Source organism: Paenibacillus sp. FSL K6-1217 (assembly GCF_045040735.1).
Taxonomy (GTDB): domain Bacteria; phylum Bacillota; class Bacilli; order Paenibacillales; family Paenibacillaceae; genus Paenibacillus_AQ.
In genome coordinates this window covers 5,834,334-5,851,316 of sequence record NZ_CP150271.1, presented here as the reverse complement: position 1 = coordinate 5,851,316, position 16,983 = coordinate 5,834,334, and the positions used below count along the sequence as shown (strand labels likewise).

Annotated in this window: 13 protein-coding genes; 5 read left to right on the top strand and 8 right to left on the bottom strand. The window is 55.6% G+C overall.

From position 1 onward, the window contains the following. Nucleotides 1-24 precede the first annotated feature (24 nt). Nucleotides 25-1,452: a polysaccharide deacetylase family protein gene (locus MHH28_RS25855; RefSeq protein ID WP_405106819.1), complete on the bottom strand. Its 1,428-nt coding sequence runs from the start codon at nucleotides 1,450-1,452 to the stop codon at nucleotides 25-27. Between the two features lie 109 nt (nucleotides 1,453-1,561). Here MHH28_RS25855 and MHH28_RS25850 point away from each other — a divergent pair, with 109 nt between their 5' ends. Beyond that, nucleotides 1,562-2,242: a DedA family protein gene (locus MHH28_RS25850; protein ID WP_405106817.1), complete on the top strand. Its 681-nt coding sequence runs from the start codon at nucleotides 1,562-1,564 to the stop codon at nucleotides 2,240-2,242. A gap of 38 nt (nucleotides 2,243-2,280) precedes the next feature. After that, a complete protein-coding gene (locus MHH28_RS25845; RefSeq protein ID WP_405106815.1) occupies nucleotides 2,281-3,234 on the top strand; it encodes a helix-turn-helix transcriptional regulator in 954 nt (317 codons plus the stop codon). Between the two features lie 315 nt (nucleotides 3,235-3,549). On the opposite strand, the gene MHH28_RS25840 is transcribed toward MHH28_RS25845, so the two are convergent. Beyond that, the gene (locus tag MHH28_RS25840) at nucleotides 3,550-5,082 is read right to left on the bottom strand and encodes a DHA2 family efflux MFS transporter permease subunit (RefSeq protein ID WP_405106813.1); all 1,533 of its coding nucleotides are present in this window, start codon (nucleotides 5,080-5,082) and stop codon (nucleotides 3,550-3,552) included. Beyond that, entirely contained in the window at nucleotides 5,079-5,531 is a 453-nt protein-coding gene (locus MHH28_RS25835) for a MarR family transcriptional regulator (protein WP_341346547.1), read from the bottom strand. Before MHH28_RS25835 ends, MHH28_RS25840 begins: the two co-directional genes overlap by 4 nt. 130 nt (nucleotides 5,532-5,661) lie before the next feature. Between MHH28_RS25835 and MHH28_RS25830 the strand changes: the two genes are divergently transcribed. Then, nucleotides 5,662-6,345, top strand: a complete 684-nt coding sequence (locus MHH28_RS25830; RefSeq protein WP_405106810.1) for a DinB family protein — start codon at nucleotides 5,662-5,664, stop codon at nucleotides 6,343-6,345. A 179-nt stretch (nucleotides 6,346-6,524) separates the two neighbouring features. On the opposite strand, the gene MHH28_RS25825 is transcribed toward MHH28_RS25830, so the two are convergent. Together MHH28_RS25825 and bcp are read right to left on the bottom strand one after the other, a co-directional pair. After that, nucleotides 6,525-10,811, bottom strand: a complete 4,287-nt coding sequence (locus tag MHH28_RS25825; RefSeq protein ID WP_405106809.1) for an acyl-CoA dehydratase activase-related protein — start codon at nucleotides 10,809-10,811, stop codon at nucleotides 6,525-6,527. 120 nt (nucleotides 10,812-10,931) lie between these two features. Continuing rightward, nucleotides 10,932-11,393: a thioredoxin-dependent thiol peroxidase gene (gene bcp / locus MHH28_RS25820; protein ID WP_405106807.1), complete on the bottom strand. Its 462-nt coding sequence runs from the start codon at nucleotides 11,391-11,393 to the stop codon at nucleotides 10,932-10,934. 102 nt (nucleotides 11,394-11,495) lie between these two features. Between bcp and MHH28_RS25815 the strand changes: the two genes are divergently transcribed. Continuing rightward, on the top strand, nucleotides 11,496-12,554 hold the full coding sequence (locus tag MHH28_RS25815; protein ID WP_405106805.1) for an LCP family protein: 1,059 nt from the start codon (nucleotides 11,496-11,498) through the stop codon (nucleotides 12,552-12,554). A 105-nt stretch (nucleotides 12,555-12,659) separates the two neighbouring features. Then, nucleotides 12,660-13,976: a glutamate-1-semialdehyde 2,1-aminomutase gene (locus MHH28_RS25810; protein ID WP_405106803.1), complete on the top strand. Its 1,317-nt coding sequence runs from the start codon at nucleotides 12,660-12,662 to the stop codon at nucleotides 13,974-13,976. A 582-nt stretch (nucleotides 13,977-14,558) separates the two neighbouring features. Here MHH28_RS25810 and def read toward each other — a convergent pair. The 3 genes from def to MHH28_RS25795 all read right to left on the bottom strand — a co-directional run bounded on the left by def (nucleotide 14,559) and on the right by MHH28_RS25795 (nucleotide 16,971). Next, the gene (gene def, locus MHH28_RS25805) at nucleotides 14,559-15,122 is read right to left on the bottom strand and encodes a peptide deformylase (protein ID WP_405117256.1); all 564 of its coding nucleotides are present in this window, start codon (nucleotides 15,120-15,122) and stop codon (nucleotides 14,559-14,561) included. A 111-nt stretch (nucleotides 15,123-15,233) separates the two neighbouring features. Then, complete coding sequence (locus MHH28_RS25800) at nucleotides 15,234-16,526, bottom strand: stalk domain-containing protein (RefSeq protein WP_405106801.1); 1,293 nt, start codon at nucleotides 16,524-16,526, stop codon at nucleotides 15,234-15,236. A gap of 157 nt (nucleotides 16,527-16,683) precedes the next feature. After that, a complete protein-coding gene (locus MHH28_RS25795; RefSeq protein WP_405106799.1) occupies nucleotides 16,684-16,971 on the bottom strand; it encodes a hypothetical protein in 288 nt (95 codons plus the stop codon). Between the last annotated feature and the right edge of the window lie 12 nt (nucleotides 16,972-16,983).

Sequence of the window (16,983 nt, the reverse complement as noted above, 5' to 3'; positions counted from 1 at the left end):
TCCTAGCTAACACGAATATCTGCCTTAAGCAGCGGTAACCCTGCGCTCCTCTGCATTGACAACCGCTTCGGCACCCGGATGCCCTGCTGCTTCAAGCAGGGTACGCAGGGGGACCCAGAGGGAGGAGCCCCGGAGCTGCACCGGTGTCCCCCTGTACTCTGCCGTACCGTCCGGCCGGTGAATGCCAATCTCCTGCCTCTGTGAGTCCAACTTCATGCTGTGGCCGTTCCAGCTTACAGCTGCGCTGCGGGTGGCCGCATTCCAGCCGACCCGTCCGCCCAGCCGTTCCACGGTGGCGCGCAGCGGAACATAGTACTGCCCGTCCTGGAGACGGTACTCCCCGGGCTTCAGCAAGGTCTCCATCCGGCCAATCTCAAGAGCGAGGGCCTTGCCGGGCGCAAATAATTCCGCGTTCGGGACAATATTCGCCGAGATCCACTCCCCGGACGGCTTGCCCCGCTGAAGTGCGGCTGCCTTGGAGGACACCCTGAACTGTACCGGATCACTCTGCGCATCCAGAACGCCGAACTCATAACCGGCCGCCCTATAGCGTTCAATGATGGCTGGCAGCGCCTTCGCACTCTGTTCATGACCCGATCCGTCATGCAGCAGCAGTACCACACTTGGAGAGGTCAGATCGGCAACGGAAGCCTGCATAATCTCCGCAGCCGGCACTCCCCGGCGGCGGGAATCCCCGCTGTCCACCGTCCAGTCCATCACCCTGTAGCCTGCCTGCTTGAGCAGCGTAAAGTAGGTGCTGTCGAAATGGCCGAACGTCCCGCCAGGCGCGCGGACCAGCTGCGGACGGACGCCGGTGATCTCACGTACCGTTTCCTCCGTCTGTTTGATTTGACGCCAGAATTCCGTGAATCCGCTATATAAATTATGATAGTTATGATTATAGGTATGGTTGCCGATCGCATGCCCCTGCTCCCAGATGGCATTGATCAGCTCGGGACGGCCTTCCGCCTGCTCACCCAGCACGAAGAAGGTAGCCTTGATTCCTTGCTCTTGCAATATGCTGAGCACCTTGGGGGTCACTGCACTTGGCCCATCGTCAAAAGTCAGGTAGACCCGCTTCTCCTTATGTTGTCCGCTTGAAGGAGTAGCCTTACCTGCAGCTGCGGATACTTGATGTATCGCAGGAGCGGGACGCTCTGCGCCCGCCTTAGGGGCTGAACCGCCGCCGGAAATATGCGTCTGCCGCGATTCTGCCCCTGTCATTCTGCCGGCTGCCGGAGGCAAATCTTGCACCGGGACAGCCGGAGCATTATTCTTAGAGAGTAGAGGTAACGCACTGCCCGCTTCAGCCTGCGGGGAGTAGATACTCCGCGAAGCAGAAGAGTTCCCCTGTCCTCCATAGGCTGACACCCCCAGACACAGCAATACGGCAATAACAAGCAACCCGCAGATCATGATGCGGCGTATAGGATTTTCCTGGTTGTCCTTCATCTTCTCTACCTCCAGCATTCTATTGGCGCTACCCGCGTCATTTGGTAGATTGTATGAAGACAAGCTTCAGAATAGAATTGGCGCGCAGCCTTTGGAGAGTGAAGAATCTATGGATATGCTGAAATGGATACAGGAATTGTTTGCGAGCTACGGATATAGCGTGTTGTTCTTCGGGCTTTTGCTCGAATTTGTCGCCCTGCCTTTTCCCGGGGAGACCACGATGGCCTTCGCAGGATTCCTCTCTTACACGGGGAGGCTGGATTTCTTCACCCTGGTGATCGTAGCCTTCTTAGGGACCACAATCGGGATGACCATTACTTACTTCATCGGGTTCAAGGCCGGTCTGCCCTTCATCCAGCGGTACGGCAAATGGTTCATGTTCTCTCCGGCCAAGCTGGAGAAGACCCAGCGCTGGTTCGAGAAATATGGCAGTGTGCTGATCTCGATCGGTTATTTCATCCCCGGCGTCCGCCACTTCACCGGCTATTTCGCCGGGATTATCGCACTGCCCTTCCGTAAATTCGCGATGTATGCCTATGGCGGCGCATTGTTCTGGGTGGTGTTATTCCTCGGAATCGGCAAAATCTTCGGCCCCCAGTGGATGGGCATCTTCCACCTGATCGAATCCTACGCCCTCTGGATTGCGGTAGGCGTGCTGGCCATCGCCGCGCTGATTGTCATTTACCGTTACCGGACGGCCATTTCTCTCCGGCTGCGCCGCCGCAAGCCGGTGGCTACGCTCGATGCCAAGGTCCAAGTGAAGGTCAAAGAAACCTCCAAGACCCGCTGACTCAGAACCTCACCTAACGCCTGAAAGAAGGGATCCCTGTGAAAATAGACCGTCTGCTCTCCATTGTCATTCTGCTGCTCAACCGGCCGCTGATTCAGGCCAAGGAGCTGGCCGATATGTTCGAGGTCTCCGTGCGTACAATTTACCGCGATATAGACAGCATTAACAGCGCAGGCATCCCGGTGGTTACCTATCAGGGGGCAGGGGGCGGCATCGGCCTCATGCAGGGCTACCGGCTGGACCGCAACGTATTATCGCAACGCGAGCTGGCCGACATTTTCAGTGCGCTGCAGAGCGCCTCCTCCATCGGAGGCGGGGGCCATCAGCTATTGATGGAGAAGATCAGCAGCGTTGTCCCTCCCTCCCAGATCTCCGCCTTCCGCAGCAAAACCACCCAAGTGATCGTCGATTTCTCCCCCTGGGAGCTGACGGGCCCGCTGGAGGAGCGGCTGAGCCTCCTTAAGGAAGCCTTGGAGGAAGCTGTCATGGTCACTTTTGAATACATAACGGCCGAGGGCAAGGTAAGCCGCCGCACGGTCGAGCCATATACGCTGGTCCTTAAGGGACAGTTCTGGTACTTATACGGGTTCTGCCCGGAACGTCAGGATTTCCGGCTCTTCAAGCTGCTGCGGATGAAGGCGCTGGTGAAGGAGGCGCGGCACTACATCCGCCAGGATATTCCGCTTACAGAGCTGCCGTGGAGCCGTGGTTGGAAAGAACCTCAGAGTCTCACGCCGATCACGCTGCGTTTCAAGCCGGAAGGCAAGCATCTCGCCGAGGAATACTTCGACTGTGAGACGCTGGAGCGGGATGATAACAGCGGATACATCCTCACGCTTCAGTATCCTGAGAATGACTGGCTGTATGGATTCCTGCTGAGCTTCGGGACCGTCCTGGAAGTGCTGGGACCGGAGCATGTCCGCCGCAGATTAGGCGAGGTGGCCCGTGGCGTTGCGGCGGCGTATACGGCAGACCTGCCGGAGCGGCAGTAACTGCGGCGCTTTGAACCCTTTTTCGTTTGTGCCGTGCCTTGGCTATCTCTGTGCTGTCCCCGGCTAACACTAACCGCCCTATCCGCCCCACCCGGCACTAAAGCATATACAATCTTTTTCCATCCGAATACGAACCTGAATCTATGTTGTCAGGTTTGCCGGTATATACTCTAAGGGAGAAGCCGGTGATTGGTGGGGTGGCTCGGGATGATGCAGGACAAGGGAGCAGTTCTCCCCCATCCCCAGACGCAAAAAGACGACCCGGCAACCGTTGAACGGTTACGGCGGGTCGTCTTTTTTATACTATATTCACGCTTAGGCTCTCTGTGATTTCACCAGGTTCGGCTGCGGCTGTCCGCCTTCCGCTTCTTCCGTCTTCAGGAAGTCGGGCTGCGGTGAGGTCTTGCGGATGAACAGCGCCAGCACCAGGGCAACAACGGTCACCCAGGTTGCTACAGCGAACGCGTGGGTAATCCCGTTAATCGTTGCGTCCTGTGTAAGCTTGAGCATCGCCACCTTATCGGTCTTCGACACCGCACCGCTGACCAGCGCATCGGTAATGTTGCTCTTCGTCCGGTTGGTCATCAGGCTGACGAACAGGGCCATCCCCAGTGCGCCGCCTACGGTACGCAGGGTGTTGGACATCGCTGTACCATGGGAAGCCAGACGTTGCGGCAGCTGATTCAGACCGGCCGTGACGATAGGCATCATCAGCATCGACATCCCGAACATCCGGGCCGTATACGTCAGAATCAGGTGAGTATAAGTGGTAGTGGTGCTGATCTGACTGAATTCCCAGGTCGTCACCGTGGTGATGGCAAGGCCGATAACCGCCAGCCATCTGGCGCCGATTTTATCAAATATAATTCCGGTGATCGGTGACATCACGCCCATCAGAACCGCACCCGGGAGCAGCATCAGTCCGGATTCCATCGGTGTAAAGCCGCGGATGGTCTGCAGATAGATCGGCAGCAGGATCATCCCTGCATACATAGCCATGGTGACGATAATATTGATCACGGTAGTCAGTGAGAACATATTGTAGCGGAAAATACGGAATTCAAGCAGCGGCTTATCCGTGGTCAGCTCACGCCATACGAACAGTCCCAGGGACACGATACCCAGGATCAGGCAGAGAATAACGGTTGTGCTTCCCCAGCCGTCTGTTCCGGCATCACTGAAGCCGTAGAGCAGCCCGCCGAAGCCCAGGGTCGATAAGATCACACCCGGTTTATCCAGCTTTGGAGAAGTCAGCTTACCGACATTCTGCATGGTCTTCATGCCGAGCAGCATCGAGAAGATGGCCAGCGGAAGCACGATGTAGAACAGCACGCGCCAGGAATAGTTCTGTACAACCCAGCCCGACAAGGTGGGTCCGACAGCCGGAGCAAAAATCATCGCAACCGCCATCAGTCCCATCGCCTTGCCCCGTTCTTCAATCGGGAAGATACGCAGGAACACGATGTTCATCAGCGGCATCAGAATTCCGGCACCAACGGCCTGAATCACTCTGCCGACCATAATCATCTCGAACCCTGTTCCTATTGCACAGACCAGTGTACCTATTGAAAATAACATCATTGCTGTCGTAAAAAGCTGGCGGGTCGTAAATTTCTCCACCAGATACGCGCTGATCGGCACGAGCACACCGTTAACCAGCATGAACCCTGTCGTCAGCCATTGGGCTGTATTGGCGAGGATATTCAGGTCCTCCATCATTTTGGGCAGTGCCACATTCATCAGCGTCTGATTCAATAACGCCACGAAGGCGCCGATCAGAAGCGCTGCGATAATCGGTCCTCTGCGGATCGTCTTGGACGGTGCATTACCGGCTGTAATTGTACTCATAGCTTCTTGTTGTCTCTCCCTTGTTCTAGAATTCGGATAATTTCACCATGCAGCCGCAGCAGCTCCTGTACATCCTCCGCAGGAATATTTGCCAAGGGCTGCAAATGTCTTCGGAGTGACTGTCTGCTGAGCAGACGGATCTCCTTGCCTTTCTCAGTCATCGCCAGCTTGAATATTCGTCTGTCGCTCTGCGAGCGTTCCCTGGTAATCAGTCCGGCCTTCACCATCCGGTCCACTACACCGCTGGCTGCGCTGTTGCCCAGATGCAGAAGATCGGCCAGCTCCGTGATCCCGATATCGGGATGCAAGGATAACTTACGCAATACCATCAGCTGGGTAGATGTGATGTTAAGCTCCTCTGCATCCTTCCACAGCAACTGCTGGAAATTATGGGTAATGCAGCGGAAAGAGGACAGAATATCGTCCAGTTGCTTTTCCTTTTCTTCCAAGCCTTATCCCTCCACTAGCATAATGCACAATAATACTTCGCATACGAACTATTTTACAATTTACCTATTTATCCGTCAATGATTTTCTTGCAGAAATTTTCTGAAAAATTACGGAAAGCGAGGATTAAACATGAATACAGAACAACGAAATCACTGGAACAGGCAGCATTCAATTTTGCCCAGGATCATCACCAAGCCGGAGGCGCATACTGAAACCATAGCTATCATTCTGGAGCTGCATTCTGCCCTGTACGCCTCTGAAGGCAGCGGGGAACAGGTAACCTATGAGGATTCCTTATGGGACATGCTGCTGGAGTCCACTGCGCGAAGTTACCCGGTGCAGACACCCGGCAGCCGTAATTCTATAGTCTGGCATCTGTGGCACAGTGCGCGGATTGAGGATATCACCATGAACATCCTGGGGGCAGACCGTGAGCAGGTGCTATACTCCGGTCAGTATGCCCGGAGGCTGGAGGTTCCTTACGTTCATTCCGGCAACGGAATGAGTGAACAGGATGTTGCTGCACTCAGCCGTGAGGTGAACCTCGGAGCGCTTGCCGAGTACCGGCGTGCTGTCGCCCGCAGAACGCGTTCCATCCTATCCGCTCTGGAGCCGGGACAGCTCGGGACGAAGGCAACTCCGGCCCAATTCGAAAGAGTCCGGGAGGAGAAGGCTGTCCTGGACTCTGAGCAGTGGCTGTTCGATTATTGGGCCGGCAAGACCTTTGCAGGTCATGTGCTGATGCCGGCCACCCGGCATAACTTCGTCCATCTGAACAAAGCGATGCAGGTGAAGCAACAGCTGCAGAAGTAAAACACGGGGGAGGCCGGCGATTTTAGGGGCACTTCTGCCCCTCATCCCCCCTTGGGCTGCATTCGGCCCCTTACCTTCGTCCTAGCACAATGTGTTCGGTTTTCCGCATACCTTCCGATTTGCTCCTGCACACCGAACAAGCGGACCGGCGCATTGGCCGGTCCGCTATATTCATAATCTTATCCTTGGCAGCCTGCACTGCCCGCCAGTACTGGCACCAGCTGCGCCACCTCGTCCGCTGACGGCTGGCTGCCGCCCGCAAGACCGCTGGCAATCGACATCATCAGCTTGATCCGGTTGGCCTGGTTCACGACGCTAACCCCGGCATCATAATCTATGGCGACGATGTTCGCGCCAGGATACAAATCCTTCAGCCCCTTAATCATCCCGCGTCCGGTAATATGGTTCGGCAGGCAGGCGAACGGCTGGATGCAGGCAATATTGTTCACGCCGTTATCCAGCAGGTCCATCATCTCTGCCGTCAGGAACCAGCCTTCGCCCATCTGGTTGCCGACAGACACCAGGCGGCCCGCCTTCTCGGCCAGACCGTAGATATTCTCCCGGCCTTTGGATAGTCCGGCCTGCTCCAGCGCTACCTTGACCGGCTTGCGGTAGATTTCGAGATAGGAGATCAGCATGGGATTAATATAGCCCAGCCGTTTGCTTTTGCCGAATTGCTCGGCCTTGTAGATCGGATTGTAGACACAATAGAAAATAAAGTCCAGGAAATCAGGCATCACGGCCTCTCCGCCCTCCGCCTCGATCATGTCGATGATGCGGTTGTTGGCATCTGGATGGAATTTGATCAGAATCTCCCCGACAATGCCTACCTTGGGCTTATCCGCCGGGATGACCGGCAGCCGTGAGAACCCGGCAACAATCTCACGGGTCAGCCGCTTATATTCACGGAACGAGAAATTCGACAGGCTGCTCTTGCAGCGCCCCATTCCTTCGCGGAATAAGGCCTCTGCACTTCCCGGTACCGCCTCATACGGTCTGAAGCGGTGCAGCAGGCGCATCATCAGATCCCCGTAGCAGGCTGCGGCGATCAGGCGGTTCGCCAGCTTCAGGCTGATGCGGAAGCCCGGCTGGTTCTCCATCCCGGAGGCATTCAGGGAGATCACCGGAATCTGCCCCAGCCCCGCATCCTTCAGCGCCTTGCGCAGCAGAGAGATGTAGTTGGTCGCCCGGCAACCGCCTCCAGTCTGCGACATAATCACAGCAGTCCGGTCCGGGTCGTAATCGCCGCTCTTCAGTGCCGACAGCATCTGTCCGATCGTTACAATCGCCGGATAACAGGCATCATTATTGACGTACCTGAGGCCTTCCTCCGTCTCCTGCGGGCCGGTCGATTCCAGAATCTTCAGCCGGTAGCCCGCATCCTGGAAGACCCGCTCGAACAGCTCGAAGTGAATCGGCGACATCTGCGGAGCGAGAATGGTATAGGTGTCCTTCATTTCTTTGGTGAACGGCACATTGACTTGCGGCTTGTAGAGCAGCTGTGGCTTAACTTCGCCCTTCTCGCGCTCACGCATCGCGGCCTGGAGGGAACGCAGGCGAATCCGCGCGGCTCCGAGATTGCTGATCTCATCGATTTTGATGAGCGTATAGACCTTGTTGTGGCGCTCCATAATCTCCTGAACCGCATCGCAGGTAATCGCATCGATCCCGCAGCCGAAGGAGGTGAGCTGGACCAGCTCCAGATCGCTTCTTCCTGCCGCCAGCCGGGCCGCACGGTACATCCGCGCATGGTAGGTCCACTGGTTCACCACACCGACGTCCCCTTCGCTGCGGTCCAGATGGCAGATCGAATCCTCGGTCAGCACCGCAAGCCCCATCCCGGTAATCATATCGGCAATCCCGTGGTTGATCTCCGGGTCGGCATGATACGGATGTCCGCAGAGCAGAATCCCCTTCGTGCCTGTCTCCGAGAGGAAGACCAGCGTCTCCTCGCCCTTGGTGCGCACATCGTTCTTCGCCTGATCCGCTTCCTCCAGACCCGCCTGCACAGCAGCAGCAATCTCCTCCTTGGGTACTTCGGCGAACGTTCTCGCCAGCACCCGGGTCAGCGCCGGAACATCATCGAAGGTCAGGAACGGGCTGACCAGGGGAACCCCCTGCTCCTTCAGACCGTCCATATTATTGCGGATCACCTCAGGATAGGAGGCAACCACCGGGCAGTTGAAGTGATTCTGCGCCGCATCATCCTCCTTCTTCTCATACACCACCGCCGGGTAAAAGATGAAGTCCACGCCCTGGACGATCAGCTGCTGCACATGCCCGTGGGCCATTTTTGCCGGATAGCAGATCGATTCCGAAGGAATGGTATCCATTCCGCTCTCATACAGCTTCTTGCTGGACTTCGGAGACAGCACTGTCCGGTAGCGCAGCGAAGTGAAAAAGGTATGCCAGAACGGGTAATTCTCGAACATGTTCATCGTGCGCGGAAGACCCACTGTCCCCCGGACCGCTGCTACCTCAGGCAGGCCCTCATAGGCGAAGAACCGCTCATATTTGTATTGCATCAGGTTCGGCAGCGTATTCTTCTCTTTCTTGCCGCCTGCGCCGCGTTCACAGCGGTTCCCCGTCACATGGAAGCTCTTGTCCGGGAACCGGCTGATCGTCAGCGCACAGTTGTTGGCGCAGCGGCTGCAGCGGCCGGGAGCGACTGAATACTGGAAGGTCTCCAGCTCCTCCGGTCCAAGAATCGTGCTGCTTCCTTCCGGGGCAGCCTGTTCTCTGGCAATCAGCGCGCAGCCGTATGCGCCCATCACACCGGCGATGTCGGGTCTGACTACCGTTCTTCCCGTCAGCAGCTCAAATGCCCGCAGCACGGCCTCATTGTAGAAGGTGCCGCCCTGGACAATGATATTGCGGCCTAAATCCTCGGGATTACGGATCTTGATCACTTTTTGCAGCGCATTCTTCACCACGGAGTAGGCCAGCCCGGCCGAGAGATCGGCAAGTGATGCTCCCTCCTTCTGGACCTGCTTCACCTTGGAGTTCATGAACACGGTACAGCGTGAGCCGAGATTCACCGGCCCCGCCGATTCGAGCGCCGCAGCGGCGAACTCCTCTATGCCCAGCTCCAGCGCAGAAGCGAAGCTCTCCAGGAAGGAGCCGCAGCCCGCCGAACATGCTTCATTCAGCATCAGGCTGTCGATGGCTCCCCCGCGGATCTTAATGCACTTCATGTCCTGACCGCCGATATCCAGAATGAAATCAACCTCCGGCATGAACCGGGAGGCTGCCTTGTAATGGGCCACGGTCTCTACTTCCCCGCCGTCCATCCGCAGCGCTGCCTTGACCAGCCCCTCACCATAACCGGTTGCGTAAGCTCCCGCTATAGAGCAGCCGATGGGCAGAATCCGGTAGATCTCCTTCAGCGCATCCGTGACCGACTGCAGCGGATTGCCTCCGTTGCTCCCGTAAAAGGTATGCAGAATCTCATCCGCCGCTCCGGTAACGACCAGCTTGGTCGTTGTAGAGCCGGCATCAATGCCGAGATAGACCGGTCCCCGGTAAGCGGCCAGCGCGGAACGCGGTGCTGTCGCCTTGCTGTGGCGCAGCCGGAACTGTGCCAGATCGTCCGGTGTCCTGAACAGCGGCGCCAGCTCTGCATCCTCCGCGCGGTCTTGCGAGAAGTCTACAGCCATGATCCGGGCAATCCAGCCGCTAACAGGCAAGAACAAGGGATCAGACTCGGCAAGTGCCGAACCGATGGCCACGAAATATTGGGAGTGCTCCGGGAACAGCACCTCGTTCTCCTTCAGCCCGAGCGTCTCCGTGAACCGGTCGCGCAGAGCGGACAAGAAGGTCAGCGGTCCCCCCAGAAAAGCAACACGCCCACGGATCGGCCGTCCGCAAGCCAGCCCGCTGATCGTCTGGTTGACAATGCTCTGGAAGATCGAGGCTGCCACATCCTCACGGCGCGCTCCTTCATTCAGCAGCGGCTGGACATCACTTTTGGCGAATACACCACAGCGCGAAGCGATAGGATAGATGCGTTCGTGCTTCAATGCCAGCTCATTCAGCCCGGCAGGGTCCGTCTGCAGCAGGGAGGCCATCTGATCGATGAATGCCCCCGTACCGCCTGCACAGGCTGTGTTCATCCGCTGCTCGATGCCGCCGCTGAGATAGATGATTTTGGCATCCTCCCCGCCCAGCTCAATCGCTGTATCACATGCCGGAATCCGTCCGCTGATCGCCCTCGTGCAGGCAATGACCTCCTGGACAAACGGAATCTCTCCAAGCTTGGACAGGGACAGCCCGGAGGAGCCGCTTACAGTGAGCGCTGCTTCACTGCCGGCGAACCGCTGCTGTACCTCTGTCAGGAGGGTAACCGCCGCTTTTTTGATATCACTGAAATGACGCACATAATCCTGATATATAATGATATCCCGCTGCATAACCACCAACTTGGCTGTAGTTGATCCGACGTCAAGCCCAATGCGCAGTCTCTTCATGTCTTCCCCCAACCCTTGCCCCAAATTTGAAGTAATATGAGGCAACTATATCACGAGTGAGCGTGGCTATAGCTGTTAGAAAAGTAACAGACAAATACAATTAATTCCCAGCATACTTAATTATTTCACGATTTGTTCTAATGCGGCCTCTACATGGCCCTTCACTCTGACCTTTCGCCACTCCGCTCTCAGAATGCCTTCCTCATCAATCAGAAAAGTAGAACGGACAATGCCCATAAATTCCTTGCCGTAGAGCTTCTTAAGCTGCCATACGCCGAATAATTCGCTCACTGTATGCTCTTCATCGGACAATAACGGAAAGGGCAGGCTGTTCTTGGCAATAAATTTGCTGTGCGACGCTAGAGGATCTGCGCTGATTCCCAGGACAACTGCCCCATTCGCGGCAAGGGTATCATGGGCATCCCGGAAATCGCAGGCCTCTTGAGTACAGGCCGGAGTACTGTCCTTGGGATAGAAATAGAGCAGCACCTTCCTGCCGCGATAGTCGCTTAAGCTGATGCTGCCACCTGTTGAAGCAGGGAGTGTGAAGTCCGGAACCTTGTCGCCTATAGTGATATTCATTTATTATTCACTCCTTGTAATATGGTTAATGATTTCTGAAATTGCGTGTCTTCCCAAAAGAAATTATAATGTAGAGAATGTGAACTGGAAAGGACGAACGAAATGCCGCCAAGAAAGAACCGGCACGCAAAAGCCGGCAAGTCAAAGAAGAAAACGCTGCTCTGGACTCTGGCAATCATACTCCTTTTAATTATCGGAGGTCTGGTTTACTATTTCACTGCTATTTACAACCAGCTGGACAACCTTCATAAAACAGGCGAAGATTCTCCGTTTGCTAATGTTCCTACAGCCTCGGCAGAGGCGGTTAAGCCACCTGAATGGGAGGGCACAGAGCCGGTTAACATCCTGCTCATGGGCGTGGACGGCCGCGGGGTGAAGAAGGGCGAGGTGCCGCGTTCGGATACGATGCTGGTGGCCTCTCTGGATCCGGTGAAGAAGAAATTCTATGTCTTTTCTATTCTTCGTGATACTTATGTTGATATCCCCGACCACGGTACACAGCGGGTCAATGCCGCCATTACTTATGGACCCAATACGGCGATGCAGACGGTCAGCGACCTGCTCGGTATCCCGATTCAATATTATGTCTATACCGATTTCCAGGGCTTCATTAAGCTGGTGGATGCCGTGGGCGGTGTGGACTATGAAGTCGAGAAGGACATGCGCTACACCACCAAGGCAGACGGGCCTGAATACGACATTGATCTCAAAAAAGGCTTCCAGCACCTGGACGGCAAAATGGCGTTGCAATATGTACGCTTCCGCCATGATGCCACCTCCGACTTCACCCGGACCGAGCGCCAGCGCGGCTTTCTTAAGGCGGTGGCGGACAAGGTGATCAGTACCACTTCGATCATCAAGCTGCCGAATATTCTCGGTCAGGTTACGCCTTATATCGACACGAACCTTGACGCGAGTGACATGTGGAAGCTGGGCGCTGTAGGTTATGACAGCTCTATGGGCGGCAGCGAGCAGATTCCGCCGATGAAGCTGATCCGGGAGAAGACCCTCAAGGACGGCTCCCAGGTGATCGGGTTCAGCAGCGAGAAGGCACTGAAGAAGTTCGTAGAGGATACGCTCACTGCACCAGAACCATCGCCAACTCCTGGAGCAGAGGCTTCACCGGGCAGCAGCCCTTCTGCATCACCGGGAACAAAGTAACATCCAATATAACCATGCTTGGCACACGGGGCGGGCGGACAGCGGAAATTAACCGCGGTTCGCCCTTTCCCTTGGGCACAAGGCAAGAAGAAAGGAACATTACCTATGAACCGCAGCACATCAGAACAGCTATATCAGGAAGCTCTCCAGCATATCGTCGGAGGTGTGAACAGCCCCTCCCGCTCCTTCAAGGCCGTGGGCGGAGGTGCACCCGTCTTCATGAAGCGCGCCGGAGGCTCGCGCTTCTGGGATGAGGACGGCAACGAATATATTGATTATCTGGCCGCTTATGGCCCGATCATAACCGGACATGCCCATCCGCATATCACCGCCGCCATTACAGAGGCTGCTCAGAACGGACTGCTCTATGGAACGCCAACACAGCTTGAGATCAAGCTGGCCAAGATGCTGAAGGAAGCTATTCCTTCGATGGACAAGGTACGCTTCGTCAACTCCGGTACAGAAGCCGTCATGACGACCATCCGCGTCGCCCGCGCCTACACCAAGCGCAGCAAAATCATCAAATTCGCCGGCTGTTATCACGGGCACTCTGACCTTGTGCTTGTAGCCGCAGGTTCCGGCCCGTCAACGCTGGGTATCCCGGACAGCGCAGGCGTTCCGGCCAGCATTGCCCAGGAGGTCATCACCGTTCCCTTCAATGATCTGGACGCCCTGCGTGAAGCGCTGGAGACATGGGGCCAGGATGTGGCCGCCGTTATGGTCGAGCCGATTGTCGGTAACTTCGGCATGGTGATGCCGCATCCCGGCTTCCTGGAAGGCTTGTGCAAGCTGACGCATGAGAACGGCTCGCTTGTTATCTATGATGAGGTGATCACCGCCTTCCGCTTCCACTACGGCTCCACGCAGACCTATGCCGGTCTTGCCGGTCATGAGGAGATCATCCCCGATCTGACGGCCCTCGGCAAAATCATCGGCGGCGGGCTGCCAATCGGTGCTTACGGCGGCCGGAAGCATGTCATGGAGCAGGTCGCTCCGCTTGGTCCTGCTTATCAGGCCGGCACGATGGCCGGTAACCCCGCCTCCATCTCGGCAGGGATCGCCTGCCTGGAGGTGCTTAGCGCGGAAGGTGTCTATGACGAGATGGAGCGGCTGGCCATCCGCCTGACCGAAGGACTTCAGGCAGCTGCCGGCCGTCACGGCATCCCGCTGACCATCAACCGGATTCGCGGCGCCTTCTCCACGCATTTCTGCAGCCATCCCATTACGAATTATGAGGAGGCGCAGGATACCGATGGTGAACAGTTCGCCAGCTTCTTCCGGCATATGCTGAGCCGGGGCATCAACCTGGCCCCGTCCAAGTATGAGGCGTGGTTCCTGACCACAGCCCACACGGACGCCGACATCGACCTCACCCTGGAGGCGGCGGAGGCTTCGTTCGCGGCTATGGCTGCGGAGAAGTAATCGATTTTTACCATAGGAGAACCCCTGCCATTAAGCTTTAAGCGGCAGGGGTTTCGTTTTACCTTCCCGCAAGCACAATGTATGCTGTTTTCCACATACATTTGGTCCATATGCCTGCTGTGAACACAATGTATGCTGTTTTCCACATACATTTGGTCCATATGCCTGCTTACAAGTACAATGTATGCTGTTTTCCACATACATTTGGTTCATATGCCTGCTTACAAGCACAATGTATGCTGTTTTCCACACACACTTTTCCATATGCTGCTTAGCCTTCAGTCACATTCAGTATCAAAGTCACTCTACGAATCATTCAAAGAACTCTTATCCACAAATATACACATACCTTTTCCAAAGTAGCAGGAAACTATAGTTCCTATAAAATAAAAAATGCCCTGATGAAAAAGACATCAGAGCAATGCATTATTATTAAAGGTAGTCTATTGGAACAACGCAGCCACCGCAAGCGGGGTCACCAGCCCTACGGCAAGCGGCATGCTCCCGCCCGTGAAGGCAACCACTACATAGCTTATCACGATGGCTGCTTCAGACATCAAGTGCTTGTGAAAGGTTCCTTGTCTACTGCCCCTTCTGCTCATACAGGCTGCGGATTTCCACATCCTGCGGAAGCTTGAACGGGTTCTGCGGATTGATCCGGTCATAGAACATCATTCCGTCCAGATGGTCCATCTCATGCTGGATGATGATCGCCTGATAGCCCTTGAATTTCTGGGTAACCACCTCGCCGTTCAGATCAAAGCCCCTCACCTTCACTGACTCATAACGCGGGACAAAGCCATGCACCGGCCGGTCCACGGACAGGCAGCCCTCGCTCTCCGGCAGATAGACCATTGCCATCGAATGGCTGATGATCTTGGGGTTCACCCAGGTATACTCCACATTCTTGCCATTATCATCCTTCAAATACATGACAAACATCCGCTTCGCCAATCCGATCTGATTAGCGGATAAGCCTACCCCTGAGCGCAGCTTATACTTGGCAGACATCTCGGCATCCTGACTATTCTTCAGGAACTGCATCATGCTCTGCAGCGCACCGCGGTCCTCCGCCTGCAGCGGCAGCTGTACGGGTTCCGTTACCTCACGCAGGACAGGGTCGCCTTCCCGTACGATATCATCCATCGTGATGATGTAATCAGCATTATACTTTGAACTAGACAACTGGGTTCATCCACCTTTTCCACTACGGGCCTGATTTGTGATTTGATGATGCTATGATTAGACTATGCGCAATTAAGGGTTAATGAAAGCTGTCCGCAGCTTGCTGCTGTAATTCACATCGAAGCCAAGTCCGGTAGCAAGTGCGGCGAGCGGAAGATAGGTTTTATCCTCTTTGCCGACCTTTTGCAGAAAAGCCGGAGTATCGATCGCTACATCCGCACCGTTAACCTTAATGGTCTTCGACCCGATGGTAATGACCACCGTTCTCCCGCCGTAAATGACGGTCGCACTGGAGGTTTTGTTATCCCATTTGCCGTCCGCGCCGACGGCATTCAGAATGTCCCGCAGCGCCAGGAAATTCTGCCCGTTCTTCAGAATGGGCTTATTGGGCGTATCCAGTTCCTTGCCCTTCACAACGATGGACATCGGCGCCGTCTCGGAAGCCATCGCCGTAACTGCCGGCGTACGGTATTCCCCCCATTGCAGCTCAGCGAATACAGCGGCAATCCGTTCATACCCAAGCTGTGTCGGATGGAAGTCTGCTGCCCCTTCCCCGATAATATGGGTCAGCGATCCCTCTACACCGGCGAACTTTGCAGCTACATGGGCTACCTTCAGCGGAGCGCCTGCCTGGTTCAAGGTGGCCGCAATATTCTCAGCCGCTATGGTGAACTGTGCTGCCGCATTCATCAGCTTATCATACGCAGCACCCAGGGCAATCCGCGGAGCAGGCTGATATTGATCGGCCAGCAGAATCGTTGCCTGCGGATTCACCTCCCGGATATTCTTCAGTAATGCTGTGACATTGCTGCTGTATTCCGTAAGGCGCTCCGCAAGCTGGGCAGCGAAATCGGCATCCGTCAGTGCCTTATAATTCAGGAACAGGCTGCTGACGTCATTGCCGCCGATTGTGATGGTAATCAGATCTGCCGCCGCAAGCTCCGTTCTAATCTGCGGGGCCAGCGCGGCAAATTGCCCGGTACGCGGATCAGACAGCCCCGGCTGAATGGCCTCCGCTGTAATTGCCGCACCGTCCTTGATCGCCCCGGTATATTGAAGCAGTCCAGCTGTCTTCAGGCCCAGGATGCCGTAATTCTTCAGTTCGCTTCTCCCGTGATACCAGCCTTGCTCCAGTAATCTTTCGGCGTATCCGTACGGCTTCACGCCCGGATCGGTCATCCCCGGCTCATACCCGGCGGTAATGGAATCCCCGAGTGCCACGATGCGAAAGACATCCTGCTCCGCTCCTTGCGCCACGGCTGCTGCAGCGGCATCCGCCGGACCTGCATGCACATTGATTAATACGGTGAACAGCAGCAGTCCGCTAGCAGAAGCTGATATTAACCTTCTCCATGTCTTCAGCATCGTATTCCTCCTAAATGAATATAATTCTATTCTATCATCCCGCCCCGCTCATGTGGAATCAGCTTTGCCGTATTTTTGTTACAGCAGCATATAGCGGCGCAAAAGAGCGGTCTCCCGATAATACGGAAGACCGCTCCTGAGGACGGCAGCAGCTATATTACTTACCACTGCCGGATTCTGAAGATTTCTTCGGTCCGCCAGTGCTTAGCGGACCGCTTGCCTGGTCTGAGCGCTTCACATATTTATCATACCGGTCATCCAGCTCATAGGCGATTTTGCGGTAACGAAGCGTCTCTTCGACTATAGGATCGAGCGTAGTTTGTATGCGGATCTCATACTTGGGCGAAATCTGACGGAGCTCCTTGGCCTGCCGGTCCGCCTGTTCCATCTCGCCGTCCTCCAGAAGCTCACTTAGCTTCCGCTCCAGATCTTCATTCTCATTCATGCGATGTAAGCC

Bases quoted from the DNA above. Each gene is read 5' to 3' on its own strand.
- MHH28_RS25855 (WP_405106819.1), bottom strand. From the start codon at position 1,452: ATGAAGGACAACCAGGAAAATCCTATACGCCGCATCATGATCTGCGGG.
- MHH28_RS25850 (WP_405106817.1), top strand. From the start codon at position 1,562: ATGGATATGCTGAAATGGATACAGGAATTGTTTGCGAGCTACGGATAT.
- MHH28_RS25840 (WP_405106813.1), bottom strand. From the start codon at position 5,082: ATGAGTACAATTACAGCCGGTAATGCACCGTCCAAGACGATCCGCAGA.
- MHH28_RS25830 (WP_405106810.1), top strand. From the start codon at position 5,662: ATGAATACAGAACAACGAAATCACTGGAACAGGCAGCATTCAATTTTG.
- MHH28_RS25825 (WP_405106809.1), bottom strand. From the start codon at position 10,811: ATGAAGAGACTGCGCATTGGGCTTGACGTCGGATCAACTACAGCCAAG.
- bcp (WP_405106807.1), bottom strand. From the start codon at position 11,393: ATGAATATCACTATAGGCGACAAGGTTCCGGACTTCACACTCCCTGCT.
- MHH28_RS25815 (WP_405106805.1), top strand. From the start codon at position 11,496: ATGCCGCCAAGAAAGAACCGGCACGCAAAAGCCGGCAAGTCAAAGAAG.
- MHH28_RS25810 (WP_405106803.1), top strand. From the start codon at position 12,660: ATGAACCGCAGCACATCAGAACAGCTATATCAGGAAGCTCTCCAGCAT.
- def (WP_405117256.1), bottom strand. From the start codon at position 15,122: ATGGATGATATCGTACGGGAAGGCGACCCTGTCCTGCGTGAGGTAACG.
- MHH28_RS25800 (WP_405106801.1), bottom strand. From the start codon at position 16,526: ATGCTGAAGACATGGAGAAGGTTAATATCAGCTTCTGCTAGCGGACTG.
- MHH28_RS25795 (WP_405106799.1), bottom strand. From the start codon at position 16,971: ATGAATGAGAATGAAGATCTGGAGCGGAAGCTAAGTGAGCTTCTGGAG.